Origin of the sequence: Neisseria sp., assembly GCF_030530745.1 — a bacterium.
Lineage (GTDB): Bacteria > Pseudomonadota > Gammaproteobacteria > Burkholderiales > Neisseriaceae > Neisseria.
On sequence record NZ_JAUMUI010000001.1, the window covers coordinates 19933 to 44950 of the forward strand.

Sequence of the window (25018 nt, forward strand, 5' to 3'; positions counted from 1 at the left end):
CAGACGGCCTTTACCGTTCGGCATACGGTTTCTGCAATATTTTCAGCGCGTATGCCTGTGATAACAATGTTCATGATGATGCATATCGCCGCCTTGCCCTGCCGGGCAGCCGTGTTCCCCATGCCCGTGCTGTGGCGGTTCGGTTTGTACGGTAACGTGGGCGATACCGTGCCGCTGCACGGCTGCTTCCACCGCTTGGGTAATCTGGTAGGCTTCGGCCACGTTTAAAGCACCGTCAACCACAATATGGCAAGAGAGCGCGTGTTTGCGGCTGGTTATCGTCCAAGCATGGATATCGTGTACGCCTGCTACGCCTTCGATATTGCGGATATCGGCGGTTACCTGCTCCATATCCATGCCCGACGGCGTACCTTCCATCAAAATATGCAGGCTGTTTTTGGTTACGCCCCAACCGCTTCTGCCGATTAACAGTGCAATCAATACGCTGACGGCAGGGTCTGCCCATGTCCAACCGAATGCCAACACCAGCACACCCGCCGCAATGGCGCCGATCGAACCGAGCAAATCACCCAACACATGCAGATAAGCGGCACGTATATTGATGTTGCCTTCGGTATCCGAATTTTTCAGCATATACCAAGCCACCACGATATTAACGGCCAAACCGACCGCAGCCACCGCCAGCATGGAGGCGCCTGCAATTTCAGGCGGGTTCAGCAGACGGTTTGCCGCCTCGGCCACAATCCACACGGCAATCAGCAGCAAGGTGATGCCGTTGGCTGCAGCAGCGATAATTTCAAAACGCTGATAACCGAAACTGCGTTTGCCGTCGGCCGGCCGCTCGCCGATGCGGAAAGCCGCCAAAGAAAGCGCAATGGCGGCGGCATCTGAAAACATGTGCCCGGCATCGGAAAGCAGCACCAGACTGTTGGTCAGCCATCCCGCCGCAGCCTCTACCAGCATAAAAGAGCCGATCAACAGCAGCGAAACCCGCAGCACTTTCTTGTTCGACGTGTGGGAATGGCTATGGTGGTCAGACATAATTGCTTCTCTTCTCAATAAAACCGCCGAATTTTAAAACGGCATCAAAATTCCATTCAAAACCAAACCCAAAACCTTTGGAAAACCTGATATACATCACGATAAAATCAATCCCCGATACAAAACAGCAGGCGCGTTTTTACCAAATATACCGCCGTTTTACCGGGCACCGGCAGACGCCGGCAATTATGCTAACAGTTTCGCCACAGAACCACAAAACCTTAGCCAAAACCCCGGCTTTATACTAAAATGCTACAAACGTTACTCTCAAACTCAGACCATAAGTTTTTTAGGAACACCGACATGACGAAGGAAACCGCTTTGGGCGCAGCGCTGAAATCCGCCGTGCAAACCATGAGCAAGAAAAAACAAACCGATATGATTGCCGATTATATCTACAACAAATACGATGTATTCAAACGCTTCAAACCGCTGGCCGTCGGCATTGATCAAGATTTGATAGCCGGGCTGCCGCAATTTGATCCCGCCCTGATTGCGCGCGTGCTCGCCAACCACTGCCGCCGCCCGCGCTACCTAAAAGCGCTCGCCCGCGGCGGCAAACGCTTCGATTTGAACAACCGCTTCAAAGGCGAAGTCAGCCCCGAAGAACAGGCCATTGCCCAACAGCACCCCGCCGTACAGCAGGCCCTCGCCGCCCAAGCCGAGCGCAAAGCCGCCGCCGAAGCACAGAAAGCCGCCGAAACTGCCGAAGCCGCACCGCAGCCCGCCGAAGAAGCCCCTGCGGCGGAAAACAACGGCTGAACACCTTAATCAACCGCTCTATCCGTCATACTCGGGCTTGACCCGAGTATCTTTATTTTGTCTTGAAAACAGCAAACAGGCCGCCTGAAAATTTGAACCGCACCCCAAACAAAACACCCGGGCACAATCCGGGTATTCGGGAAAACGGCATCGGCGCAGCCCTTACAACCCCAGCCGGCCCGCCAGCGTGTTCCAATAAAACAAACAGCCGATGGCGCACACCGCCACCACAATCCCCGCCGCATTAACGGCACTGATTTTTTCTTTAAACGCCAGCGCCCCCACCAGCGTGCCGAGCACAATCACGCCGATGTTCATGCCCGCAAACACCAGCGTGGGGTTGCTGCTCATGATTTGGTGGGCACGCACATAAGTGAAAATATTGGCGAAATTCAGGCAGCCCAGCACCAACCCGCCGAGTATGCCCGCCGCCGTCCATTTCACCGACTTTGAAAACAGATAGCCGAACATCAGCACCGCCGCCAAGCAAAACGCCACCAGCAGGTTGCCCGCAAACGCCGTGCCGCTTTTGGCCACCTGTTTGAACAGAATATCAATCACGCCATAGCCCGCCCACACACCGAGCAGCAGGCCCGCATTGGCGGCGAAACCACCCGACTTTTTACCGCCCTCCGGTTTCCACAACAGACAGAACAACGCCGTAAACGCCAGTGCCAGCCCGATTAAGCGCCCCTGCGAGAGTTGCTCGCCGAACAGGGCAAACGAAGCCAGCACCGGCAGAAACAGCGACAGGCGCTGCGCCGCGTCGGATTTCACAATCCCCGCCCGCTCCACAGCCCTGCCCATAATCACGAACACGGCTGGCAGCAGCACGCCGAGCGCGGCAAACAGCCACCAAGTGGGCAGATAAGACTTCCACTCCCCCAAATCCGGCTTCAACACCAGCATACACAAAGCAACGGCAACGATATAATTCACCGCCACCGCCTGACCGATGTCGATTTTGCGGGAACGGGCGAGTTTGAGCAGTACCGACACGGCCACGCTGCAAAGAATACTGGCAATCAGATAAATCATAAACAAATAAAGGCCGTCTGAAACACGGCGCTGCAAACAGATAGAAACGGGGCGGATTATAACCTCCCGCCCCGCGCTTGTCTTTTCCCGCACCGCCCCGCAGATTTTCAGGCGGCCTGCCTATCCGTTATAATCGCTTTTTCATAAGCCTTACACCCTGACCGCCATGCCGTTCAAACCGCTGCTGCTCACCGTCCTGCTCTGCTGCTCCCCCACCGCCTTTGCCGCACCCGAACCCGCGCCTGCCAATACCTCCGGAGCCGGCAGCGATTTACAGGAAATCCGCCGCGCCATCAGCGCCGCCCAAGCCGACCTCAAACGCAAACAGGCCGCACAGCAAAGCGCCCGTAAAACACTCGAACACACACGCACCGCACTGGCCGACGCACAGCAGGAACTCGCCGCCGTAAACAAACAGCACCGCGACGCTTGGGCGAAAATGCAAACGCTGCAAAACGAACTGAACCGTCTGAAAACCGAAGTAACCGGCACCAAAGCCCAAGTGGCGCGCCTGCTTTCCGGCCAATATAAAAACCGCCACCCCAACGCTGTGGTGCTGTTTCTAAAAAACGCCGAACCCGGGCAGAAAGCGCGCTATCTGCAATACAGCCGCTACATCAACGAAGCCAACCAAAAAGTGATGAACGATCTGGTGCGCCAGCAGGCCGATCTGGAAAAACAGGAAGCCGCCATCAACGCCGAGCTGGCGCGCCTCAACAAAATCAAAGTGCAACGGCAGGCTGCCATGGGCAGGCTCGGCCGTGCCAACACCGCCGCCCAAACCGAAAGCCGCCGGCTTTCCGCCCAAATCGACAGCCAAACCCAACACATCGCCAGCCTGCGTGAAAACGAACAGCGCCTCAACGCACTGCTGGCCGACATTGCCAAACGCAACGCCGAAAACCGCCGCAAGGAAGCCGAAGCGCGCAAAAAAGCCGCTCAAGCACGGCTGGCCGCCGCCGAAAAAGCACGCGCCGAAAAAGAAAAAATCAAAGGCAAAGCCAAACCTGCACAACAAAAGGACGGCAAACCCACGCAAACCGCCAAAACCCCCGCGCCCAAGCCGCAAACCCCGCGCTCCACCCTCACCGCCGAAGACCGCGCCCTGCAGGCACCTGATCAAACCACCGAGTACAAAAACAGCTTCAGCCGTATGCAGGGACGCCTCTCCCGCCCCGTCGGCGGCACCATCAGCGGCCGCTTCGGCCAGGCGCGCCCCAGCGGCGGCACTTGGAAAGGCGTGTTTTTCTCAACCGCAGGCGCCCCCGTTCAAAGCATCGCCGCAGGCACTGTTGCCTATGCCGGCCCTTTGAGCGGCTACGGCAATATGGTGGTACTCGACCACGGCGACGGCTATGTGAGCGTGTATTCCGGCTTAAGCAGCGTGTCTGTAGGCGGGGGCGCCAGCGTGGCTGCAGGCCGCACCATCGGCACCAGCGGCCGGCTTCCCTCCGGCGAGCAGGGGCTGTATTTCGAAATCCGCTACCGCCGCCAGCCGATGAACCCGCTGTCGTGGATACGTTAAAAACACAACCGGATCCAAAAGCCGGACGGCTGCCGGATACCAGACTACAGCGCGAAGCAAAACCAAAACCGCCCCGATAAACACCGTATCCGCCGCTTTTCAGACGGCCTGTTTCCCCGGTTCCTGCAAACCGTTGCAAAACCCGCCTTGTTTAGCATTTTTTTACCCCTATACGGTTGCCCGCAAACGATAAATCACATAAAGTTCCACCGTTATCCGAGCAGGCCGTCTGAAAGCCTGCAGCTCAAGAAGAAAGAGAAAGTTTGGCAATGTCTAATTCTACTTTAAAGAAAATCGCCCTCTACACACTGGGCGCACTCAGCGGCGTAGCGTTAAGCCTGAGCGTGCAGAGCCATGCCGCCGGCGAAAAGAAAAACGAAGCGCTGCCCGTGCAGTCTATCCGCACCATGGCCGAAGTATACGGTCAGATTAAGGCTAACTACTATCAAGACAAATCCGACAACGCCCTGATCGAAGGCGCCATGAAAGGCATGGTGGCCGGCCTCGACCCCCATTCCGAATACATGACCAAAAAAGACTATGCCGATCTGAAAGAAAACACCAGCGGCGAATTCGGCGGCTTGGGCATGGAAGTGGGCGCGGAAGACGGTTTTGTGAAAGTTATTGCACCGATTGAAGACACCCCCGCCGAGCGCGCAGGCGTAAAAAGCGGCGATTTTATCGTGAAAATCAACGGCGTATCCACCCGCGGCATGACCGTGAACGAAGCCGTGAAAAAAATGCGCGGCAAGCCCGGCACCGACATCGTGCTCACCCTCTCGCGTAAAGACGCCTCCAAACCCATCACCGTTAAAATCACCCGCGCCATCATCAAAGTGAAAAGCGTGCGCCACCACCTGCTCGAACCCGGCTACGGCTATATCCGCATCAGCCAGTTCCAAGAGCGCACCGTGTCCGCGCTCAATGAATCCGCGCAGGCGCTGGTGAAACAAAACAAAGGCCCGCTCAAAGGTTTGGTGCTCGATTTGCGCGACGACCCCGGCGGCCTGCTTAACGGCGCGGTGGGCGTGTCCGCCGCCTTCCTGCCTGCCGATGCCACCGTGGTGAGCACCAAAGGCCGCGACGGCAAAGGCGGCATGAGCCTGAAAGCCGTACCCGAAGACTACGTCCTCTCTTCCGGCAAAGATCCGCTTGCCGGACTGCCTGCCGAACTGAAAACCATCCCCGTTACCGTGCTGATAAACTCCGGCTCAGCCTCCGCTTCCGAAATCGTGGCGGGCGCACTGCAAGACCACCGCCGTGCCGTAGTGGTGGGCACGCAGAGCTTCGGCAAAGGCTCGGTGCAAACCGTGCTGCCGCTTTCCAACGGCAGCGCCGTCAAACTGACCACCGCGCTCTACTACACCCCGAAAGACCGCTCGATTCAGGCACAGGGCATCGTGCCTGATGTGGAAGTGAAAGACAAAAACCGTCTGTTTGAAAGCCGCGAAGCCGACCTTGCCGGCCATATCGGCAACCCTTTCGGCGGAACAGAAGTAAACGGCGGCGAATATGTGCCTTCTGAAGATATCGAAAAAGAACAGCCGAAAACCAAAGGCAAAAAAGAAAAAGACGAAGACATCTCTTCACGCCGCATTCCCAACCCTGCCAAAGACGACCAGTTGAGAAAAGCGCTCGAATTGGTGAAACAGCCCGCCCAATGGCAGAAATCACTGGGCTTGGCCGCCAAAAAACCCGCTCCGAAAAAAGAGAAAAACGGCGAGGGCGAATCGGAATAAACCCGGGTTGATTGAGCCCGAAGGCCGTCTGAAAGCATATTGAAGCCCCGCAGCGTGGGACGGTTAATGTTTTCAGACGGCCTTTTACCTTTTACCCGGGGTCTGTTGGCAATTAACCGGCCTTGGCCCCGATATATCAAATTTTTCTGAAACCCAAAATGCCCGGGACAAGCCCGAGCATGACGTACGTACTTTTTCTTAAGTTGACTGACCCTATCCGTTGAAACCGCCGGATTACCCCCAACCTCTACCCGCATGACCGACACCAAACGCACATCTTGGCGCAGCAGGCTGCCCAAACGCGAACAGATTTTCGCCTCACGCTGGAGCAAGCCCTTTGCCCCGCTGTTCGACAAACCCTATTTTTGGACGCTCAACCGCCGCCAGGCCGCCCTATCTGTGGCCGTAGGCATGTTCTGCGGCCTGATGCCCGGCCCCACCCAAATGATGACCGCGCTGATTGTCGCTTATTTTTTGCGCACCAACCTGCCCGTGGCCGTGTTTACCACCCTTTATACCAACCCGGTAACCTATATGCCGCTCTACTACACCGCCTATAAAATCGGCAGCCGTCTGCTGGGCATGGAGACGGGAAGCCTTGAACTTCCTGTTTGGGATGGCGGAAATTTTCTTTCCGAATCTTGGGCATGGGTTGTGGGGGCAGGAAAACCGCTGCTGGTGGGCGTGCCCGTTTTAGGTTCCGCATTAGCCGTAGCAGGTTACGTTGCCGTACTCGCTTTTTGGCGGCTGCGCACTGCACATCTGTGGCAAAAGCGGAAGGCCGGCCGTGGCTGATATGCGCTGGCGGCGGCTGACTGCGCAGGAAACCGAGCTGGCACGGCTGGTTTTTTCAGACGGCATCGACTACAGCCGCGTCAAAATCTACCGAGGCATACCGTTTCTGCCCCACATCAATTCAGCCGTTGCCCCCAACGGCCACATTTATTTTCCCCGCCGCAACTGCCCCGATGATTTCACCTGCACGGGCACACCTTACGCCGTGTGGCTGATACACGAACTGGCCCACGTTTGGCAACACCAACACGGCTACCGCACTTGGCTCGGCGGCCTGATGCTGGCTGTCAAAGGCGGCTACCGCCGACGCTGCTGCTACGCCTACCCCCCTCCCGCACACATCCGCAGCATCGCCGATCTGAATATGGAACAGCAGGCCGATCTGATTGCGCACTACTACGCCGCCCGCTTTCTCGGGTGGCCGCAATACCGGGCAGACCTGCCCCATTTTGAGACCGCCTTAAGCGGCTTTCTCTCCAACCCGCACGATACTTCCCTGCTGCCGAAGTACCGCAACGGTTTAAGCTGGTCTAGCTGGCTGAAAGATATGGCGGCATCACTGAAAAACCGCCGGCGCAAATACTGAGCCGTCTGAAATATTTCAGACGGCCTGTTTATCCATTACAATAACCGCCCACCGTCAAAAAGAAAGCAGCCCATGATAGCCGTTATCGGCGGCAGCGGCCTCACCCGCCTGCCCGAACTCAGCATCACCCAGCGCCGCATCGTGCGCACCCCCTACGGCCTCACCAGCAGCCCGCTGCTGTTCGGCACGCTCGGCAGCCGCAGCATCGTGTTTCTTGCCCGCCACGGCCTCAACCATTCGCTCGCCCCGCACGAAATCAACTACCGCGCCAATATTTGGGCGCTGCATTCCATAGAAGCCGAAGCCGTGGTTTCCGTGTCTTCCGTGGCCGCATTGAACGACGCCTGCGAACCCGGCTCGCTGGTGGTGCCCGACGATTTGGTCGATTACACCTTCGGCCGCCGCAGCACCTTCTTTGAAGGCCGGAATCAGGAAGTGGTGCATACCGACTTTTCCGAACCTTATGATAACAACCTGCGCCAAGCCCTGCTTGATCATGCTGCCGTCCACAATACGCCCGTATACAGCCGTGCCGTTTACGGCTGCCTGCAGGGGCCTCGCCTGCCTACCCGCGCGGAGGCACGCCGCTACCGCAACGACGGCATCGACATCATCGGCATGACCGGCATGCCCGAAGCCGTGCTCGCACGCGAACTCGGCCTGCCCTACGCCCACCTGTGCGGTGTAACCGGCATCGGCTGCATCAGCCATAATCCCAAGCTTGCCGCAAGTTGCGATTCAAACTCACGCAAAGCCATCGAAAAAATCCGCCGCCTGCTGGTAGATTTGTAAACCGCCGTTTCAGACGGCCCGGAACCTCAGAAAAAAACTATCAGGCCGTCTGAAAACCGAACACCGCTACCGCGCACCAAACAAGGAGCAACCATGCCGCCCCCCCTTCCCACCGTTACCGTCGGCCTCGTTTCCGCCAGCGACCGCGCCAGCAGCGGCGTGTATGCCGACGAAGGCATTCCCGCCCTGAAACAATGGCTGCAGGCCGCCGTGAAAAACCCGATCAATTTCGCCGAAGCGCTGGTTGCCGACGAACAGAGCGCCATCGAAGCCGTGCTGCGGCGCATGGCCGACTCCGACGGCTGCGACCTGATTTTCACCACCGGCGGCACCGGCCCCGCCCCGCGCGACGTTACCCCCGAAGCCACGCTGGCGGTTATCGACAAAGAAATGCCCGGCTTCGGCGAGCAGATGCGCCAAATCAGCCTTTATTATGTGCCGACCGCCATCCTGTCGCGCCAAACCGCGGGCATACGCGGCAAATGCTTAATCGTCAACCTGCCCGGCCGCCCCAAAGCCATCGCCGAAACCTTGGGCGGCGTGCGCTCGGAAAACGGTGAAATCAAAGTACACGGCCTGTTTGCCGCGATTCCGTATTGCGTCGAATTAATCGGCGGCGTGTTTGTCGAAACCGATGAGACGGTGTGTAAAGCATTCAGGCCGAAGAAGAAATAGCGTTTTCCGCACGGACATTCCCATGCCATGACAGGCATTTGTTTCCACAGCATTTTCTTTTGCCCACCCTATCATAAATAAATACAAGGAAACCCTTATGACCGCATACGTTGTTTTTATCCGCGATGAAATGAAAGATCAAACTGCCTATGATAATTATCTGAAACTGGGCGTACCTACCCTCACCCCGTTCGGTGGTGAAATTTTGGTTGCCAACGGCGCGCACGAAGCCTTTGAAGGGGAAGAATTTGACGGTTCGGTAATACTCCGCTTCCCCGACATGGCGTCTGCCCGGGCATGGTACACCAGCCCTGAGTATGAAAAATTTAAAGCCATCCGCCTGGGTGCGACAACAGGCCGCGCCTTTTTGTTGGAAGGAGTCGGCTGAGTCCGGCTGCCGCACTATAGCGGATTAAATTAATTTTCGATACAAGGCAGCAAGCCGCAGACAGTACAAATAGTACGGCAAGGCGCAGCAACGACGTATCGGAAGTTAAGTTAATCCGCTATACTTCCGTTACAGAAAACCAAGCGGACAGATTGGCTTTGCAATTCCAATCTGTCCGCTTACTTGTGAATGCGGGGTTAAGCATTTTCAGACGGCCTCAAGGTATCTTGAGCCGTCTGAAAACCTTACGCCACTGTGCCTTCTAAAAAATCTTGCGCAAAACGTTGCAGCACGCCGCCGGCTTCGTAGATCAACACTTCTTCGGCGGTATCCAAACGGCAGGTAACGGGCACTTCGACCGTTTCGCCGTTTTTACGGTGAATCACCAGCGTCAAATCGCCGCGCGGGACGCGTTCTCCCGCCACATCGTAGGTTTCCGTGCCGTCTAATTCAAGCGTGTGGCGGTTTACGCCTTCTTTAAACTGCAAGGGCAGCACGCCCATGCCGATGAGGTTGGTGCGGTGGATTCGCTCGAAACCTTCGGCCACAATCGCTTCCACGCCCGCGAGGCGTACACCTTTGGCCGCCCAGTCGCGTGATGAACCTTGGCCGTAATCCGCGCCGGCGATGATAATCAGCGGCTGTTTGCGGTTCATATAGGTTTCGATGGCTTCCCACATGCGCATCACTTCTCCTTCGGGTTCGACGCGGGCGAGCGAGCCTTGGCGCACTGTGCCGTCTTCGTTTTTCACCATTTCGTTGAAGAGTTTGGGATTGGCGAAGGTAGCGCGTTGGGCGGTCAGGTGGTCGCCGCGGTGGGTGGCGTATGAGTTGAAGTCTTCTTCGGGCAAGCCCATTTTGGCGAGGTATTCGCCCGCCGCGCTGGTCGGCAGAATGGCGTTACTCGGCGACAAGTGGTCGGTGGTGATGTTGTCGGGCAGAATCGCCAAGGGGCGCATACCTTTGAGGGTGCGCTCGCCGGCCAGCGCGCCTTCCCAATAGGGCGGACGGCGGATGTAGGTGGACATCGGCCGCCAGTCGTAGAGCGGGCTTTTGGCTTTTTCGGCCGCGCCGGTGTCGAACATGAGGATGTAGACGTCGCGGAACTGCTGCGGCTTCACATATTCGGCGACGATAGCGTCGATTTCTTCGTCGGCCGGCCAGATGTCTTTCAGGCGGATTTCGCGGCCGTCTGAAACGCCGAGTACGTCGTTTTCAATGTCGAAACGGATGCTGCCCGCAATCGCGTAGGCCACCACCAGCGGCGGCGAGGCGAGGAAGGCCTGTTTGGCATAGGGGTGGATGCGGCCGTCGAAGTTGCGGTTGCCCGACAACACGGCGGTGGCGTACAAATCGCGGTCTATGATTTCCTGTTGGATTTTCGGATCGAGCGCGCCGCTCATGCCGTTGCAGGTGGTGCAGGCGAAGGCGACGATGCCGAAGCCGAGTTTTTCCAATTCGGGCAACAGCCCTGCTTCTTTCAGGTATATTTCGGCCACTTTCGAGCCGGGCGCGAACGAGGACTTCACCCACGGTTTGCGCGTCAGCCCCAATTCGTTGGCTTTTTTCGCCAACAGCGCGGCGGCCACCACGTTGCGCGGATTTGACGTGTTGGTACACGAGGTAATCGCCGCGATAATCACCGCGCCGTCGGGCATCAGGCCGTCTGAAGGCTCTTCGTAAGGTTGGGCCAAACCTTTGGCGGCCAAATCGGCGGTGGCAAAACGCGCGTGCGGATTGCTCGGGCCGGCCATATTGCGCACCACGGTGGACAAATCGAATTTCAACACGCGCGGATATTCGGCCGTTTCCAGCGCATCCGCCCACAATCCTGCGGTTTTGGCGTAGTTTTCCACCAGTTTGACTTGATCGTCGTCGCGGCCTGTGAGTTTCAGATAATCAATGGTTTGCTGATCGATGGCGAACATGGCCGCCGTGGCGCCGAATTCGGGGGTCATGTTGGAAATCGTCGCCCTGTCGCCGATGGACAAACTGCGCGCGCCCTCGCCGAAAAACTCGACAAACGCGCCCACCACGCGCTCTTTGCGCAGGAATTCGGTCAAAGCCAGCACAATATCGGTGGCCGTAATCCCCGCCTGCCGCTTGCCCGTGAGTTCCACGCCGACAATATCGGGCAGGCGCATCATAGAAGCGCGGCCGAGCATCACCGTTTCCGCTTCCAAACCGCCTACACCCACCGAAATCACGCCCAGCGCATCAACGTGCGGCGTATGCGAATCCGTGCCCACACAGGTGTCGGGGAATGCCGTGCCGTCTTTCACTTGGATAACGGGCGACATTTTTTCCAGATTAATCTGGTGCATGATACCGTTGCCCGCCGGAATCACGTCCACGTTTTCAAAGGCGGTCTTGGTCCAATTGATAAAATGAAAACGGTCTTCGTTGCGGCGGTCTTCAATTTCGCGGTTTTTGCGGAAGGCATCGGGATCGTCGCCGCCGCATTCCACCGCCAGCGAATGATCCACAATCAATTGGGTTTGAACCACAGGATTGACCTTGCCCGGATCGCCGCCCTTCTCGGCAACCGCATCGCGCAGCCCCGCCAAGTCCACCAGCGCGGTCTGCCCCAAAATATCGTGGCACACCACGCGGGCGGGATACCACGGGAAATCCAGTTCCTGTTTGTTGTCTATCAGCTGCAAGAGCCAAGATTGCAGCGTGGCCAAATCGGTTTTATCCGCGCGGTTCACCAGATTTTCGGCCAGAATGCGCGAAGTGTAAGGCAGCTTGTCGTACGAACCCGGGCGGATGCCGTCGCACGCGGCGCGCGCGTCGTAGTATTCCAGATTGGTGCCGGGCAGGGGTTTGCGGTAGGTTTGGTTGGTGCTCATAAATCTAATCCTTTGTGAATATTTTTCTTGTTTAAACAGCGTACAAAGCCAACTGTTATTTTTCAGACGGCCTCAGGCCGTCTGAATGTAGTGTATTGTAATCGCTGATATGATCGGCCGAAAGGGGTTGCAAAACGGCGATACCGCCGCGCAGCAGCCGCAAATGTCTAAGGTCTGCCGACATTCAACGCAACGGCGGTATTTCAGACGGCCTGAACGGATTTTGCAAAGGTTTCTCCCTATCTTTTGTTCCCGGTCATACCCGGTCTTGTTTTAGGGTCTGCCGACATTTAACCGACGAAGCGGTTTTTTTGAGGCAAAAACCGCGTATGCAAGGCAAAAAGCGCAGCAAGGTTGGACACCTTGCGGGCATTTTTAACGCCGCAGACGGGGTATTTTGGCCAAAAATACCGCCGTTGCGTTGAATGTCGACAGGCCCTAAGGGCATGGATTGCTGATTTCGGCGTGCACGGCATCCACCGCTTCAAGCACGTCGTTTGGTAACACTACTTCGGCGCCGGCGATGTTTTCGCGCAATTGCTCCAACGTGGTGGCGCCGATGATGTTGCTGGCTACAAAGGCCCTGCCGGTTACGAAGGCCAGCGAGAGGGCGGTGAGGCTCAAGCCGGCGTCTTCGGCGATTTTTGCGTAGCGTTCCACCGCCGCAAAACCTTGCGGCTTGGTATAGCGTTTGAAGCGCTCGAATAAGGCCAAACGGCTGTTTTCCGGCATGGCGCCGTGGCGGTATTTTCCGCTCAACACGCCGAAGGCCAGCGGCGAATAAGCCAGCAGCGGAATGTTTTCACGCAGTGAAATTTCGCTCATGCCCACTTCGTAGCTGCGGTTGAGCAGGTTGTAGGGGTTTTGCACCGAGGCGGCGCGCGGCAGCCCGGGGTTTGCTTCGTGCCGGTTCAGATAGCGCATCGTGCCCCACGGGGTTTCGTTGGATAATCCGAACGCGCGGATTTTCCCCTGCCGCACCAGTTCGCCCAAGGTATCGACAATTTCGTTTATCGGCGTGAACCGTTCGTTTTCGGCCAGCGCCGACACACCGAGTTTGCCGAAAAAGTTTACCTGCCGCTCCGGCCAGTGCAGCTGGTATAAATCGAGATAATCGGTGTTGAGCCGTTTGAGGCTGGCTTCGCAGGCTTCGATAATCTGCGCGCGCGAAAAATCGTTGCCGCCGCGGATGTAGCTGTCGAGGTTATTGGCTCCGGTGGGGCCGGCCACTTTGCTGGCCAGCACGAAATCATCGCGCCTGCCCCGCCGTTTGATCCAGTTGCCGATATATTGTTCGGTGCGGGTGTAGGTTTCTCGGCACGGCGGCACGGGATACATTTCGGCGGTGTCGATAAAGTTCACGCCGTTGGCCAGCGCATAATCCAGCTGTTCGTGCGCCTGCGCCTCGGTGTTTTGTTCGCCCCAGGTCATGGTGCCCAAACAGATTTTGCTGACCATGATGCCGCTTTTGCCGAGTTCGCGCTTTTCCATACGGTTTCCTTTCGTTTGATTTTAGGACGTGTCGTCAGAAGGCTTGTGCAGCGGTTTTTTGAGGAAAAATCCGCAGATGCAAGGCAAAAAGCACAGCAAGATTGGACATCTTGCGAGCATTTTTAACGCCGCAGATGCGGATTTTAACCAAAAATACCGCCGCAACGCTTTCTGACGACACGTCCTAGTAGATTAAAGCAATGATTTGATTTCGCCTTCTATCGAAAGCGGGGCAACTGCGGGGGCGAAGCGGTTTACAACCCTGCCGTTGCGGTCAACCAGAAACTTGGTGAAGTTCCATTCGATACCGCCCGCTTCGCGCTTGCTGCCGAGTGCGGCCAGCTTCAACAAAGCGCCTTTTATGCCGCCCCCGCCGCTGTCGTGCGGTTGCTGCGCTTTCAGGTAGCGGTATAGCGGGTGGGCATCGGCGCCGTTCACATCGATTTTGCCGAAAACCTTAAACTGCGTGCCGAATTTGGTTTGGCACACCTGCTCGATTTCGCCGCTGGCCTCGGGCGCCTGATTGCGGAACTGGTTGCAGGGGAAATCGAGAATTTCCAAACCCTGCCCGGCATAGCGGGCATAAAGGGTTTGCAGTTCGCTATATTGCGGGGTGAGGCCGCAGCGTGTGGCGGTGTTGACAATCAGCAGCACTTTGCCGGCATAAGCAGACAATGCCACGTTGTTGCCTTGTGCGTCTTTCATCACGAAATCATAGAGTCGGGCGGTCATGTTTATCCTTTCATTCGCCGGTGCAGGGCTGCACCAGCACCCACGGCGCCACCACCACCGCCCACATGGCTTGGTTGGCGGCCAGAAAGCGGCGCGCCTGCTCTTCGCTAACCACACCGAACCTGCCCTGTTTCATCAGTTCGCCCAATGCGGCGGCATCGTCGTCTGCCATCAGGCGGGCAGTTTGAATCAGATCCAGATCGGCGCTCACATACACCGCTGCGCCGCGGGCGAAATGCGGTTGCAGCTCGTTCCATGAAATACGGGCGGTTTCAAGGTTGAGTTTGTCGTTGAGCAGGTTGCCGTTCATGCTTTTCCTTGAGAATGTTGGAAAGGTTGGGGGTTATTGTACGCTGTTTGCAGCCGCCGTTCTGTTTCAGACGGCCTCTTGCGCTTCGGCACAGGCTTATTGCCCGTGTTTTACAAATAGAATGTTATACAGTATCATTTGCGCTTTTCAGCCTTGCGCCTAAGGCAAGGCCGTCTGAAAGATTGTTAAGCATGAATTCCATTTTACTCGCCGGCCTTGCCCAACGCCTGCTGCTGGCCGCCGCCGCCCTCGCCCTGCTGTGGGGCGCTTATTTCTGGGCGGCGGCATGAGCATTCTGGTTAAAAACCTCACCGTAAGCTACCGCCGCCGGCCGGCAGTCCACCATTTGAACACCGAGTTTGCCGACGGCTGCATGTGCGCCGTTTTCGGCCCCAACGGGGCGGGCAAATCCACTCTGCTCAAGGCGGTGATGGGCTTGCTCAAAGCCGACACCGGCACCGTGCGCCATGTCGGTTTGCGCCGCCAAGACATCGCCTACCTGCCGCAGCAGTCGGATATCGACCGCAGCCAGCCCATCAGCGTGTTTGAGCTGGCGGCGATGGGGTTGTGGTATGAAATCAGTTTTTTCGGACGGGTTAACGCCGAGCAGCGCAAGCGGGTGATGGAAGCATTGGAACGGGTGGAAATGGCCGACTTTGCCGGCCGCCAAATTGCCCATCTTTCCAACGGCCAGTTCCAGCGCGTTTTGTTTGCGCGCATGTTGGCGCAGAATGCGAAATTTCTGCTGCTCGACGAACCGTTTAACGCGGTGGACGCCAAAACCACTTATGCCCTGCTCGATGTTTTGCGGCGCTGCCACGGCAGCGGCCAGTCTGTTGTGGCGGTGCTGCACGATTACGAGCAGGTGCGGGCGTATTTTCCCGAAACGCTGCTGATCGCCCGCGACAAAATCGCCGAAGGCGCCACCGAGAAAGTGTTAACCGACACCTTTCTGCAACAGGCTAACGCCGCCATGCAGCGGCACGAAACGCCAGACTGGTGCGAAACGGCCTGATTTTGAAGCCTTTGCAAAACCCGTTTTCAGACGGCCTCAAACAAATTCAGGCCGTCTGAAAACCGCCCGCCATATCCGATAAACCGCCGCCTGATATTTCAGACGGCCTCTGCTTTCCAACATGAATCTTTACGAATTAATCATCGGGCCGTTCGCCGAATTCGACTTCATGCGCTATGCGCTCGCATCGGTGGTGTGCCTGGCGTTCAGCGCCGCGCCGGTGGGCGTGTTTCTGGTGATGCGCCGCATGAGCCTGATCGGCGACGCCTTAAGCCACGCCGTACTGCCCGGCGCCGCCGTCGGCTATATGTTTGCCGGATTGAGTATGCCCGCTATGAGCGCGGGCGGTTTTGCGGCGGGTATGCTGATGGCGCTGCTTGCGGGTTTGGCCAGCCGTTTCACTTCGCTGAAAGAAGATGCCAATTTCGCCGCCTTTTATTTAAGCAGCCTGGCCGTCGGCGTGGTGCTGGTGAGCAAAAACGGCAGCAGCGTCGATCTGCTGCACCTGCTGTTCGGCTCGGTGCTGGCCGTGGATTTGCCCGCGCTGCAACTGATTGCCGCGGCCGCCAGCGTTACCATCGTGGCTTTGGCCGTGATTTACCGCCCGCTGGTGCTCGAAAGCATAGACCCGCTGTTTTTAAAATCGGTAAACGGCAAAGGCGGCTTCTGGCACGTTTTGTTTCTGGTACTGGTGGTAATGAACCTGGTGGCGGGGTTTCAGGCTTTGGGCACGCTGATGTCGGTGGGGCTGATGATGCTGCCCGCCATCACTGCGCGCCTGTGGGCGAAAAACATGGGCATGCTTCTGCTGCTGGCAGTATTAACCGCTTTGGTGTGCGGCTTCGGCGGGCTGCTGTTTTCGTATTACATCGAAATCCCTTCCGGCCCCGCGATTATCCTGTGGTGCGGTGCGTTTTATCTGGTTTCGGTGCTGTTCGGTTTGGAAGGCGGCATCATCCCGAAATGGCTGCGCCATAAAAAACACCGCCGGGCTTGATGGCCAAATAGTTTTCAGACGGCCTCAACCTGCTGTTTTCAAAATTCTTTAACCACCGCTTTATCTGTTACGTTATATCAAAAGGAATTTTAAGATGAAACATTGGAAAACCGGCCTGATTGCCGCACTTGTATCCGGCAGCCTCTACGCCACCCCCATGAACGTGGTTGCCAGCTTCAGTATTTTGGGCGACGTTGCCAAACAAGTAGGCGGCGAGCGCGTGGCCGTGCAGAATTTGGTCGGACCCGACCAAGATTCGCACGCCTACCACATCACCAGCGGCGACATCAAAAAAATCCGCAGCGCCAAACTGGTGCTGATGAACGGCTTGGGGCTTGAAGCCGGCGACGTACAACGCGCCGTGAAGCAAAGCAAAGTGCCCTACGCCGAAGCAGCGGCAGGCATCTCCGCCCTCAAAGCCCCCGAAGGCGGCCATGCTCACGATCACGGCCACAGTCATGACCACGGCCACAATCACGGCAGATACGACCCCCACGTTTGGACCGACCCCATGCTGATGCAAACCTACGCCCAAAACGTTGCCAACGCCCTGATCAAAGCCGATCCGCAAGGCGCGGCCTATTACCGCCAGCGCCTTACCGCCTATCAGGGCGAGCTGAAAAAACTGCATGCCGACACGCAAAAATCGTTTGCCGCCATCCCGCAGAACCAACGCAAAGTGCTCACCGGCCACGACGCTTTCGCCTATATGGGCAAACGCTACAACATCCGCTTTATCGCCCCGCAAGGCGTGAACACCTCTGCCGAGCCGTCGGCCAAACAGGTGGCGGCCATCATCCGCCAGATCAAACGCGAAGGTATCAAAGCCGTGTTTGCCGAAAACATCAAAGACACCCGCATGGTCGAGCGCATCGCCAAAGAAACCGGCGTGAAGCCCAGCGGCAAGCTCTACTCCGACGCGCTGAGCAAAAACGCCCCTGCCGACAGCTATGTGAATATGTACCGCTACAACGTGCGCGCATTGAGCGATGCCATGAAATAAACCTTGTTTGGCAGGCAACCGGTCAGGCCGTCTGAAACGCTTAAATACCGTCATGCTCGGGCTTGACCCGAGCATCTTTTTGTTTCGGAAGAAATAACAGATAACCGGGGCAAGCCCGAGTATGACGTAAGGGATATAAAACGGAGGCCGGTCAAAAACTCAATCAGGCCGTCTGAAAACAAACAGAATTTGTTTTCAGACGGCCTGATTAGTATGTTATCAATACATTCCGATCCAACAACCGGCCGGGCTTAACGCCCTGCCAGCAGAGCCAGCAGCTTATCGTGGATGCCGCCGAAGCCGCCGTTGCTCATCACCAGAATATGGTCGCCCGGCCGGGCTTCCGCCGCCACTGCCGCCGTAAAGGCATCGAAATCTTTGCCCGTGTGCAGCTTGCCGCCCAGCGGGGCAAGCGCGTCGGCCACGTCCCAATCGACGCCGCCTGCGTAGCAGAATACCTTATCGGCTTCCTTCAGGCTTGCGGGCAGCGCGGCTTTCATGGTGCCGAGCTTCATGGTATTGGAACGCGGCTCCAACACGGCCAAAATGCGCGCCTCGCCCACTTTCTGACGCAAGCCCGCCACGGTGGTGGCGATGGCGGTGGGATGGTGGGCGAAATCGTCGTAAACGGTGATGCCGTCGGCCTCACCTTTGATTTCCATGCGCCGTTTCACGTTTTTAAAGGCGCTCAGGGCTTCGCAGGCCGTCTGAACGTCCACACCGGCATGGCGGGCGGCGGCAATCACGGCCAGCGCGTTCATGCGGTTGTGTCCGCCCATCAGGCTCCAAGCCACCCGCCCTGCCGGTTTACCGTGCAGCAAAACATCGAACGAACCGTCGGCCGCCACGCCGCCCGTCTGCCAGCCCGATGCCGTGCCAAAGGTTTCAACGGGGGTCCAGCAGCCTTTGTCTAAAGTGTCTTGCAGGTTTTGCTCGGTGCCGTTGGCAACAATCAGGCCGTCTGAAGGAATGGTGCGTACAAGGTGGTGGAATTGGGTTTGGATGGCGGCCAAGTCGGCGAAAATATCGGCGTGGTCGAATTCGAGGTTGTTCAGAATCGCAGTGCGCGGGCGGTAATGTACGAATTTGGATCGTTTGTCGAAAAACGCGGTATCGTATTCGTCGGCTTCGATAACGAAAAAAGGCGACTGCGAATGCGGGTCTTGGCGCGGCGCCTGCGGCAGGCGGGCGGACACGCTGAAATTCTGCGGCACGCCGCCGATAAGGAAGCCCGGCGCCAAACCGGCGTATTCAAGCACCCATGCCAGCATCGAAGCGGTGGTGGTTTTACCGTGCGTGCCGGCCACACCCAGCACCCAACGCCCCTGCAACACGTTTTCGGCCAGCCATTGCGGGCCGGAAACATACGGCAGCCCGCGGTTCATCACTGCTTCCACCACTTCCATGCCGCGTTTGGCCACATTGCCGATCACATAAACGTCGGCGGGGAAACTATCCAGCTGCGCGGCGTCGAAACCTTCGTGCACGCCTATGCCCAAGGCCTCGAGCTGGGTGCTCATCGGCGGATACATTTTGGCGTCGCAGCCGGTTACTTTAAAGCCCGCTTCTTTGGCTATCGCCGCCACGCCGCCCATAAAGGTGCCGCCGATGCCGATAATGTGGATGTGTTTCATAGCTGGTTTTCTGTGCGCAAAAAATGTGATTATATAGCGAATCGGCGCCACATTCGGCCTGCTCTGCCGATTTTCCTCCCCGCCCCGCCGCCTCAAGGGCGGAAACGCAGGCCGCACCCTTAATTTTTTCTCGCACAACTTTACATAAATCAGTATGATAGCCCCCTTACCGGCAGAAAACCGCCTGCTGCACACACTTCAGGCCTGCCGGCAGATAAAACCATATTTAAATTTTGAAGAGGTATCACCGTGTCTGATTCTAACCAATCCAAGCGCGAAACTTTCTCGAGCCGCAGGGCATTTATGTTTGCCGCCGTCGGCTCGGCGGTAGGTTTGGGCAATATCTGGCGCTTTCCTTATATTGCTTACAGCAACGGCGGCGGGGCTTTTATCTTGCCCTATCTGGTAGCCCTGCTCACGGCAGGTATCCCGCTGCTGTTTTTAGACTATGCATTAGGGCACCGCTACCGCGGCTCCGCCCCGCTGGCGTTCCGCCGCCTCAACCGCGCCTTCGAACCGTTCGGCTGGTGGAACGTGCTTGCCAACGTAATTATCTGTATTTATTACGCCGTAATCATCGGCTGGGCTGCCAGTTACACCTACTATTCGCTGGCAGGCGCATGGGGCGCCGACCCGCAGGCTTTTTTCTTTAAAGACTATCTGAATATGGCCGACGGCGTTTCTATGGGTTTCGATTTTGTGGCCAAAGTGCTCGGCCCCTTGATCGGCGTATGGATTTTCACCCTGCTGATTCTGGCCTTGGGCGTGCAGAAAGGCGTAGCGCGTGCTTCAGGCTTCTTTATGCCGCTCTTGGTGGTGATGTTCCTGATTATGGTTGCCGTATCGCTCACCCTGCCGGGCGCTGCCAAAGGCTTGGATGCGCTGTTTACACCCGATTGGTCGAAACTTTCCAATCCAAGCGTATGGGTTGCCGCCTACGGCCAGATTTTCTTTTCGCTGTCTATCTGCTTCGGCATCATGGTAACCTATTCTTCTTACCTGAAGCCCAAATCCGACCTCACCGGCACGGGCTTGGTGGTAGGCTTTGCCAACAGCAGCTTCGAAGTGCTGGCCGGTATCGGCGTGTTTGCCGCGCTGGGCTTTATGGCTGCGGCAGCGGGCAAAGAAGTGGGCGACGTGGCCTCTTCGGGCATCGGCCTGGCATTTATCGCCTTCCCCACCATCATCAACCAAGCCCCGTTCGGCTCGTTAATCGGCGTGCTGTTTTTCGGCTCGCTGGTTTTTGCCGGCATCACTTCGATGATTTCGATTGTGGAAGTAATCATTGCCGCCGTTCAGGATAAACTGCGTTTGGGGCGCATTGCCGCCACATTTGCCGTATGCCTGCCGATGGGCATTGTGTCGGCGCTGCTGTTCGGCACCACCACCGGCCTGCCGGTGTTGGACGTGATGGACAAATTCGTCAACACCTACGGCATCGTCGCCGCCGGTTTCCTGTATGTTTTGGTATTGGCTGCCGCCAAAAAACTGCCGGTGCTGCGCCGGCACATCAATTCGGTTTCATCATTCAAAGTCGGCACGTTATGGTATGTTTTCATATGTATCACCATCGCCATGCTCGGCTATATGCTGTTTAACGACACCAAAACCCTGCTGGCCGAAAACTACGAAGGCTATCCCGACTGGTTCTTAAACACCTTCGGCTGGGGCATGTCGCTGGGCTTGGTTATACTGGCGTTACTGCTGTCGCTGCTGCCGTGGCGCATGGAAAACAAATTCAACCCCGACGAGGTTCATAAACCCGACGATACCCGCAACCAAGGAGAACAACCGTGAGCACTACCTCCATCATCATGCTCGTGATAACGCTGGTTATCATTTGGGGCGGATTTATTATTTCGCTGATGCGTCTGCCGAAAGAATAAACCCGACCGCCAAGCAGCAAATAAAACGGAGAGGCCGTCTGAAAAACATTTTTCAGACGGCCTTTTCGTTTCTAGGGAGTGTAGTCAGAATGCTTGTGAAGCGGTTTTTTGAGGAAAAATCCGCAGATGCCAGGCAAAAAGCGCAGCAAGATTGGACATCTTGCGAGCATTTTTAACGCCGCAGATGCGGATTTTGACCAAAAATACCGCTGCAACGCTTTCTGACTACACTCCCTAAAGCATCCACGTTATACCCAGGCCTGGCAAAATCGTATGATAACAGGCAAAGGCCTCAGGCATTCAGGGCAACCCCTCTCTGCCTTACGCCTTGCCCGTACTGCCGAAACCGCCCGCTCCGCGTTCGCTGGCGGCAAACTCGTCCACCAATTTAAACTCGGCCTGCACCACCGGCACCACCACCATTTGCGCGATGCGCGCCAACGGCTCGATGGTAAACGCCTCTTTGCCGCGGTTCCAAACCGACACTTTCAACTCGCCCTGATAATCCGAATCAATCAGGCCGACCAGATTACCCAACACGATGCCGTGCTTGTGCCCCAAACCCGAACGCGGCAGCAGCACGGCGGCGTAGGCGGGGTTGGCCAGATGAACGGCCAAACCGGTGGGCACGAGAAACGTGTCGCCCGGCTGCAAAACAACGGCTTCGTCGATGCAGGCGCGCAGATCCAAGCCTGCCGAGCCGGGCGTGGCATAAGCAGGCAGGTTGCCGGCCATTTTCGGGTTGAGGATTTTCAGTTCCACTTCAGTTCGCATAATGGTTCTTCTGTTGTTTCAAAAGGCGTTTATTATACACAAAGGCCGTCTAAAAAGTTTCAGACGGCCTCAAAAGGCTTTGCAAATAAAGGCTTTGCAAAACCGCCCGCCCGATCAGGCAAACGGGTGTTGCAGCAAAATGGTTTGATCACGGTCGGGGCCGGTGGAAACGATGGCGATGGGCGCGCCGCACACTTCTTCGATGCGTTTCAGATAAGCCTGCGCATTGGCCGGCAATTGGCTGAACCCGGTGGCGCCGAAGGTCGACTCTTTCCAGCCCGGCAGGGTTTCGTAAACCGGCGCGCAGCCTGCCACGGCGTCGGCACCAAACGGCAGAATATCGGTGGTGCTGCCGTCGGCCAAAGTGTAGCCCACGCAGATTTTGATTTCTTCCATGCCGTCCATCACATCGAGTTTGGTGATGCACATGCCGGTGATGCCGTTCACCTGAATCGAACGTTTCAGGGCGGCGGCGTCAAACCAGCCGCAGCGGCGGGCGCGGCCGGTTACCGAACCGAACTCGTGACCGCGCTCGGCCAAACCTGCGCCGATTTCGTCGAACAGCTCGGTCGGAAACGGGCCGGAACCCACGCGGGTGGTGTAGGCTTTCACGATGCCCAACACATAATCGATCATTTGCGGCGGCACGCCCGCACCGGCGGATGCCGCACCGGCCAGACAGTTGGAAGACGTTACGAACGGATAAGTGCCGTAGTCGATATCCAGCAGCGTGCCCTGCGCGCCTTCAAACAGCAGTTTTTCGCCTTTTTGATTTTTCTCATACAGGGTGCGCGAAACATCGGTAATCATCGGTTTGATGCGGCCTGCGTATTTTTCGATAACGGCCAGCACGTCTTCCAGCTTCACCGGCTCGGCCTGGTGCAGGTGTTGCAGCTGCACGTTGTAATATTCCACATTGGCCTGCAATTTGGGCAGCAGTTTTTCCGTGTCGAACAAATCCACCATACGCACGGCGCGGCGGGCGACTTTGTCTTCATAAGCGGGGCCGATGCCGCGGCCGGTGGTGCCGATTTTGCCGCTGCCGCGCGATGCTTCGCGTGCCTGGTCGAGCGCGATGTGGTAAGGCAGAATCAGCGTGGCGGTGGGGGCGATTTTCAGACGGCCTTCCACGTTTTTCACGCCGGCGGCGTTCAATTCGTCGATTTCGCCCATCAGCGCTTCGGGTGAAACCACCACGCCCGAACCGATAAAGCAGTCGAGTTTCTCATGCAGAATACCGCTCGGTATCAGGCGCAAAACCGTTTTTTTGCCACCCACCACCAAAGTGTGCCCGGCATTGTGGCCGCCTTGGAAACGAACCACGCCAGCGGTTTCTTCCGCCAGCCAGTCCACAATTTTGCCTTTGCCTTCGTCGCCCCATTGGGCACCGATCACTACTACGTTTTTAGCCATAATTCCCAACCTGTTATTCAAATAACTCAAACTTCCGTTTCAACCACTTGCCAGCCGCCGCCTCGGCGTTGCAGGCGGCGGGCCGCTTTTCCGACGCCGTTTCGGCCGTCTCCGTAATCTATCACCACCGCCTGTCCTTCTGCGCGCAAACGGTTAACGGTTTCCTGCGCCTGCGGCAAATCGGCGGCCGCCACGGCAACCGGCGGCTGTTGCCCGCACTGCGGCAGCCGCCCGATGAAGGTGCGCAAATCGAAGCTGAAGCCGGTAGCCGGACGGGCGCGGCCGAAATATCCGCCCAAGCCGTCGTAACGGCCGCCGCGCGCCACCGCTTCGTGGCTGTCTTTGCCGTAAGCCGCGTATAACAGGCCGGTATGGTAGTTATCCACCCGCAGCTCCGACAAATCAATATGCACAGCCTGCTGAGGGAAAGCGTCGCACACCGCCTGCAATTCGTTTAATGCTTTGTCTACGGCAGGCAGGCCGGGCAGCTTGGCGCGCGCTTCGGCCAGCACGTTGCGCGAACCGTAGAGCGCGGGCAGCAGCGAAAACGCTTTCGCCCACATGCCGTCGAGCTTCCATTCATCCGCTTGGGCGTTGACGGCGGCGGCATCCTTATCCTGCATCAGCGCCAGCAGCTGCGCCGCCTGCTCCCGCGCCAACCCCGCCGCTTCGGCCAGTGCGCGGAACACGCCGATATGGCCGAGCGACAGCAAAACTTCATCCACACCGCCGGCAGCAACGCTTTTGAGCATCAGGTCGATAAGTTCGATATCCGCCTCTACGCCGGCATAGCCGTACAGCTCCGCACCCACCTGCAAAGGTTCGCGGGTGCTTAACAAACCGTCGGGGCGGGCGTGCAGCACCGGGCCTGCGTAACACAGGCGGTTGATGCCGTTGTTGGCCGACAGCAGATGCGCGTCGATGCGCGCCACCTGCGGCGTGATGTCGGCACGGATGCCGAGCTGGCGGCCGCTGATCTGGTCGACCACGCGTATGGTTTTCAGCGACAAGCCCGCATCGATACGGGTGAGCAGCGAATCGCTGTATTCCATTAAAGGCGGGTGCACCAGCTCATAGCCGTGCACGCGGAACAAGGCCAACAGCCGTTCCCGCGCGCTTTCAAGCCGGTATGCGGAAGAAGGCAGGATATCGGCGATGTGTTCGGGTAGTTGCCAAGACTGCATGAAAATCCAATCTTTACTGTAAACACAACAAAGGCTGCTCAAACTTAAAAACCATCGTTTCGGGCAACTCTCGCCACCCGCTTTATGATTTGATTTTAAATTCAAACAGCCCCGAATTATTAAAGCAGAACTTTAACATAAAACAACAATGAAGTGCAGCCTGTTTTTACCACGCAAGGCCGCACCGTTTGCGCGCTTTTGTTTTCAGACGGCCCGATCTTTATTGCCGAACCTGTCCGGATTTTACAAAGGTTTCACGCTACGGATATCCTGTCATGCAAAAAATCATACAGCGGTTTGGGCAGGCCGTAGCCGGCCAGGTTTTGTTTTTCCACCCACAGGCCGTTTGAAAAATGTTTGGGCGGGCTGCCGTTTGCAGATGCGGCAAACGGGGTAATCAGCAACAGGCGGTGGGTGAGGCGGTG

At 57.2% G+C, this 25018-nt stretch carries 24 protein-coding genes and 1 pseudogene; 13 read left to right on the forward strand and 12 right to left on the reverse strand.

Going from position 1 to position 25018, the window contains the following annotated elements; translation table 11 throughout:
* Positions 1-42: 42 nt before the first annotated feature.
* A complete protein-coding gene (locus Q3970_RS00080; protein ID WP_303098583.1) occupies positions 43-1002 on the reverse strand; it encodes a cation diffusion facilitator family transporter in 960 nt (319 codons plus the stop codon).
* Between the two features lie 303 nt (positions 1003-1305).
* On the opposite strand from Q3970_RS00080, the gene Q3970_RS00085 reads away from it, so the two are divergent.
* Positions 1306-1764 (forward strand): ProQ/FINO family protein, encoded by a 459-nt coding sequence (locus Q3970_RS00085; RefSeq protein ID WP_303098584.1) that lies wholly within the window; start codon positions 1306-1308, stop codon positions 1762-1764.
* 162 nt (positions 1765-1926) lie between these two features.
* Here the strand turns inward: Q3970_RS00085 and Q3970_RS00090 are convergent, their stop codons facing one another.
* On the reverse strand, positions 1927-2802 hold the full coding sequence (locus Q3970_RS00090) for a DMT family transporter (protein ID WP_303098585.1): 876 nt from the start codon (positions 2800-2802) through the stop codon (positions 1927-1929).
* A 166-nt stretch (positions 2803-2968) separates the two neighbouring features.
* Between Q3970_RS00090 and Q3970_RS00095 the strand changes: the two genes are divergently transcribed.
* The 7 genes from Q3970_RS00095 (at position 2969) to Q3970_RS00125 (ending at position 9302) form a co-directional block, all read left to right on the forward strand.
* Positions 2969-4327, forward strand: a complete 1359-nt coding sequence (locus Q3970_RS00095) for a murein hydrolase activator EnvC (protein WP_303098586.1) — start codon at positions 2969-2971, stop codon at positions 4325-4327.
* Between the two features lie 269 nt (positions 4328-4596).
* Positions 4597-6066 carry a S41 family peptidase gene (locus tag Q3970_RS00100; protein ID WP_303098587.1) on the forward strand — a complete coding sequence of 490 codons (1470 nt, stop codon included), beginning with the start codon at positions 4597-4599 and terminating at the stop codon, positions 6064-6066.
* A gap of 255 nt (positions 6067-6321) precedes the next feature.
* On the forward strand, positions 6322-6861 hold the full coding sequence (locus Q3970_RS00105; protein WP_303098588.1) for a DUF2062 domain-containing protein: 540 nt from the start codon (positions 6322-6324) through the stop codon (positions 6859-6861).
* Position 6862: 1 nt separating this feature from the next.
* On the forward strand, positions 6863-7447 hold the full coding sequence (locus Q3970_RS00110) for a type IV secretion protein Rhs (RefSeq protein ID WP_303098758.1): 585 nt from the start codon (positions 6863-6865) through the stop codon (positions 7445-7447).
* Positions 7448-7519: 72 nt separating this feature from the next.
* Positions 7520-8239, forward strand: a complete 720-nt coding sequence (locus Q3970_RS00115) for an S-methyl-5'-thioinosine phosphorylase (protein ID WP_303098589.1) — start codon at positions 7520-7522, stop codon at positions 8237-8239.
* 93 nt (positions 8240-8332) lie between these two features.
* Complete coding sequence (gene mog / locus Q3970_RS00120; RefSeq protein WP_303098590.1) at positions 8333-8914, forward strand: molybdopterin adenylyltransferase; 582 nt, start codon at positions 8333-8335, stop codon at positions 8912-8914.
* Between the two features lie 97 nt (positions 8915-9011).
* Positions 9012-9302, forward strand: coding sequence for a DUF1330 domain-containing protein (locus Q3970_RS00125; RefSeq protein ID WP_303098591.1), 291 nt, complete (start codon positions 9012-9014; stop codon positions 9300-9302).
* 245 nt (positions 9303-9547) lie between these two features.
* On the opposite strand, the gene acnD is transcribed toward Q3970_RS00125, so the two are convergent.
* From acnD to Q3970_RS00145, 5 genes are all read right to left on the reverse strand, one after another.
* Positions 9548-12154: a Fe/S-dependent 2-methylisocitrate dehydratase AcnD gene (acnD, locus tag Q3970_RS00130; RefSeq protein ID WP_303098592.1), complete on the reverse strand. Its 2607-nt coding sequence runs from the start codon at positions 12152-12154 to the stop codon at positions 9548-9550.
* 72 nt (positions 12155-12226) lie between these two features.
* A complete protein-coding gene (locus Q3970_RS10700; protein ID WP_368494362.1) occupies positions 12227-12397 on the reverse strand; it encodes a hypothetical protein in 171 nt (56 codons plus the stop codon).
* Between the two features lie 195 nt (positions 12398-12592).
* Entirely contained in the window at positions 12593-13645 is a 1053-nt protein-coding gene (locus Q3970_RS00135) for an aldo/keto reductase (RefSeq protein WP_303098593.1), read from the reverse strand.
* A 192-nt stretch (positions 13646-13837) separates the two neighbouring features.
* Positions 13838-14377, reverse strand: a complete 540-nt coding sequence (locus tag Q3970_RS00140) for a glutathione peroxidase (RefSeq protein ID WP_303098594.1) — start codon at positions 14375-14377, stop codon at positions 13838-13840.
* A gap of 10 nt (positions 14378-14387) precedes the next feature.
* Entirely contained in the window at positions 14388-14687 is a 300-nt protein-coding gene (locus Q3970_RS00145; RefSeq protein ID WP_303098595.1) for a DUF2288 domain-containing protein, read from the reverse strand.
* A gap of 286 nt (positions 14688-14973) precedes the next feature.
* Here Q3970_RS00145 and Q3970_RS00150 point away from each other — a divergent pair, with 286 nt between their 5' ends.
* From Q3970_RS00150 to Q3970_RS00160, 3 genes are all read left to right on the forward strand, one after another.
* Positions 14974-15702 carry a metal ABC transporter ATP-binding protein gene (locus Q3970_RS00150; RefSeq protein ID WP_303098596.1) on the forward strand — a complete coding sequence of 243 codons (729 nt, stop codon included), beginning with the start codon at positions 14974-14976 and terminating at the stop codon, positions 15700-15702.
* A 121-nt stretch (positions 15703-15823) separates the two neighbouring features.
* Complete coding sequence (locus tag Q3970_RS00155; protein ID WP_303098597.1) at positions 15824-16699, forward strand: metal ABC transporter permease; 876 nt, start codon at positions 15824-15826, stop codon at positions 16697-16699.
* Between the two features lie 94 nt (positions 16700-16793).
* Positions 16794-17702, forward strand: coding sequence for a metal ABC transporter solute-binding protein, Zn/Mn family (locus Q3970_RS00160; protein ID WP_303098598.1), 909 nt, complete (start codon positions 16794-16796; stop codon positions 17700-17702).
* Positions 17703-17953: 251 nt separating this feature from the next.
* Here Q3970_RS00160 and mpl read toward each other — a convergent pair whose 3' ends face one another.
* Positions 17954-19336, reverse strand: coding sequence for a UDP-N-acetylmuramate:L-alanyl-gamma-D-glutamyl-meso-diaminopimelate ligase (gene mpl, locus Q3970_RS00165; protein WP_303098599.1), 1383 nt, complete (start codon positions 19334-19336; stop codon positions 17954-17956).
* Positions 19337-19585: 249 nt separating this feature from the next.
* Here mpl and Q3970_RS00170 point away from each other — a divergent pair, with 249 nt between their 5' ends.
* The gene (locus Q3970_RS00170; protein WP_303098600.1) at positions 19586-21133 is read left to right on the forward strand and encodes a sodium-dependent transporter; all 1548 of its coding nucleotides are present in this window, start codon (positions 19586-19588) and stop codon (positions 21131-21133) included.
* Complete coding sequence (locus tag Q3970_RS00175; protein WP_303098601.1) at positions 21130-21222, forward strand: methionine/alanine import family NSS transporter small subunit; 93 nt, start codon at positions 21130-21132, stop codon at positions 21220-21222. Before Q3970_RS00170 ends, Q3970_RS00175 begins: the two co-directional genes overlap by 4 nt.
* Before the next feature lie 321 nt (positions 21223-21543).
* Here the strand turns inward: Q3970_RS00175 and dut are convergent, their stop codons facing one another.
* The 4 genes and pseudogenes from dut to Q3970_RS00195 all read right to left on the reverse strand — a co-directional run.
* Entirely contained in the window at positions 21544-21996 is a 453-nt protein-coding gene (gene dut / locus Q3970_RS00180; protein ID WP_085366264.1) for a dUTP diphosphatase, read from the reverse strand.
* A gap of 114 nt (positions 21997-22110) precedes the next feature.
* Positions 22111-23409 (reverse strand): adenylosuccinate synthase, encoded by a 1299-nt coding sequence (locus Q3970_RS00185; protein ID WP_303098602.1) that lies wholly within the window; start codon positions 23407-23409, stop codon positions 22111-22113.
* A gap of 26 nt (positions 23410-23435) precedes the next feature.
* Positions 23436-24593 carry an ATP phosphoribosyltransferase regulatory subunit gene (locus tag Q3970_RS00190; protein ID WP_303098603.1) on the reverse strand — a complete coding sequence of 386 codons (1158 nt, stop codon included), beginning with the start codon at positions 24591-24593 and terminating at the stop codon, positions 23436-23438.
* Between the two features lie 254 nt (positions 24594-24847).
* A pseudogene (locus tag Q3970_RS00195) lies at positions 24848-25018 on the reverse strand (A/G-specific adenine glycosylase); the annotation flags it as partial.

Excerpts from the sequence above, each read along its gene's own strand:
- Q3970_RS00105 (WP_303098588.1), top strand. The coding sequence starts at position 6,322 with ATGACCGACACCAAACGCACATCTTGGCGCAGCAGGCTGCCCAAACGC.
- Q3970_RS00110 (WP_303098758.1), top strand. The coding sequence starts at position 6,863 with ATGCGCTGGCGGCGGCTGACTGCGCAGGAAACCGAGCTGGCACGGCTG.
- mog (WP_303098590.1), top strand. The coding sequence starts at position 8,333 with ATGCCGCCCCCCCTTCCCACCGTTACCGTCGGCCTCGTTTCCGCCAGC.
- mpl (WP_303098599.1), bottom strand. The coding sequence starts at position 19,336 with ATGAAACACATCCACATTATCGGCATCGGCGGCACCTTTATGGGCGGC.
- Q3970_RS00125 (WP_303098591.1), top strand. The coding sequence starts at position 9,012 with ATGACCGCATACGTTGTTTTTATCCGCGATGAAATGAAAGATCAAACT.
- Q3970_RS00150 (WP_303098596.1), top strand. The coding sequence starts at position 14,974 with ATGAGCATTCTGGTTAAAAACCTCACCGTAAGCTACCGCCGCCGGCCG.
- Q3970_RS00115 (WP_303098589.1), top strand. The coding sequence starts at position 7,520 with ATGATAGCCGTTATCGGCGGCAGCGGCCTCACCCGCCTGCCCGAACTC.
- Q3970_RS00140 (WP_303098594.1), bottom strand. The coding sequence starts at position 14,377 with ATGACCGCCCGACTCTATGATTTCGTGATGAAAGACGCACAAGGCAAC.
- Q3970_RS00085 (WP_303098584.1), top strand. The coding sequence starts at position 1,306 with ATGACGAAGGAAACCGCTTTGGGCGCAGCGCTGAAATCCGCCGTGCAA.
- Q3970_RS00185 (WP_303098602.1), bottom strand. The coding sequence starts at position 23,409 with ATGGCTAAAAACGTAGTAGTGATCGGTGCCCAATGGGGCGACGAAGGC.
- Q3970_RS00155 (WP_303098597.1), top strand. The coding sequence starts at position 15,824 with ATGAATCTTTACGAATTAATCATCGGGCCGTTCGCCGAATTCGACTTC.
- Q3970_RS00080 (WP_303098583.1), bottom strand. The coding sequence starts at position 1,002 with ATGTCTGACCACCATAGCCATTCCCACACGTCGAACAAGAAAGTGCTG.
- Q3970_RS00090 (WP_303098585.1), bottom strand. The coding sequence starts at position 2,802 with ATGATTTATCTGATTGCCAGTATTCTTTGCAGCGTGGCCGTGTCGGTA.
- dut (WP_085366264.1), bottom strand. The coding sequence starts at position 21,996 with ATGCGAACTGAAGTGGAACTGAAAATCCTCAACCCGAAAATGGCCGGC.
- Q3970_RS00100 (WP_303098587.1), top strand. The coding sequence starts at position 4,597 with ATGTCTAATTCTACTTTAAAGAAAATCGCCCTCTACACACTGGGCGCA.
- Q3970_RS00145 (WP_303098595.1), bottom strand. The coding sequence starts at position 14,687 with ATGAACGGCAACCTGCTCAACGACAAACTCAACCTTGAAACCGCCCGT.
- Q3970_RS00160 (WP_303098598.1), top strand. The coding sequence starts at position 16,794 with ATGAAACATTGGAAAACCGGCCTGATTGCCGCACTTGTATCCGGCAGC.
- Q3970_RS00095 (WP_303098586.1), top strand. The coding sequence starts at position 2,969 with ATGCCGTTCAAACCGCTGCTGCTCACCGTCCTGCTCTGCTGCTCCCCC.
- Q3970_RS00190 (WP_303098603.1), bottom strand. The coding sequence starts at position 24,593 with ATGCAGTCTTGGCAACTACCCGAACACATCGCCGATATCCTGCCTTCT.
- acnD (WP_303098592.1), bottom strand. The coding sequence starts at position 12,154 with ATGAGCACCAACCAAACCTACCGCAAACCCCTGCCCGGCACCAATCTG.
- Q3970_RS00135 (WP_303098593.1), bottom strand. The coding sequence starts at position 13,645 with ATGGAAAAGCGCGAACTCGGCAAAAGCGGCATCATGGTCAGCAAAATC.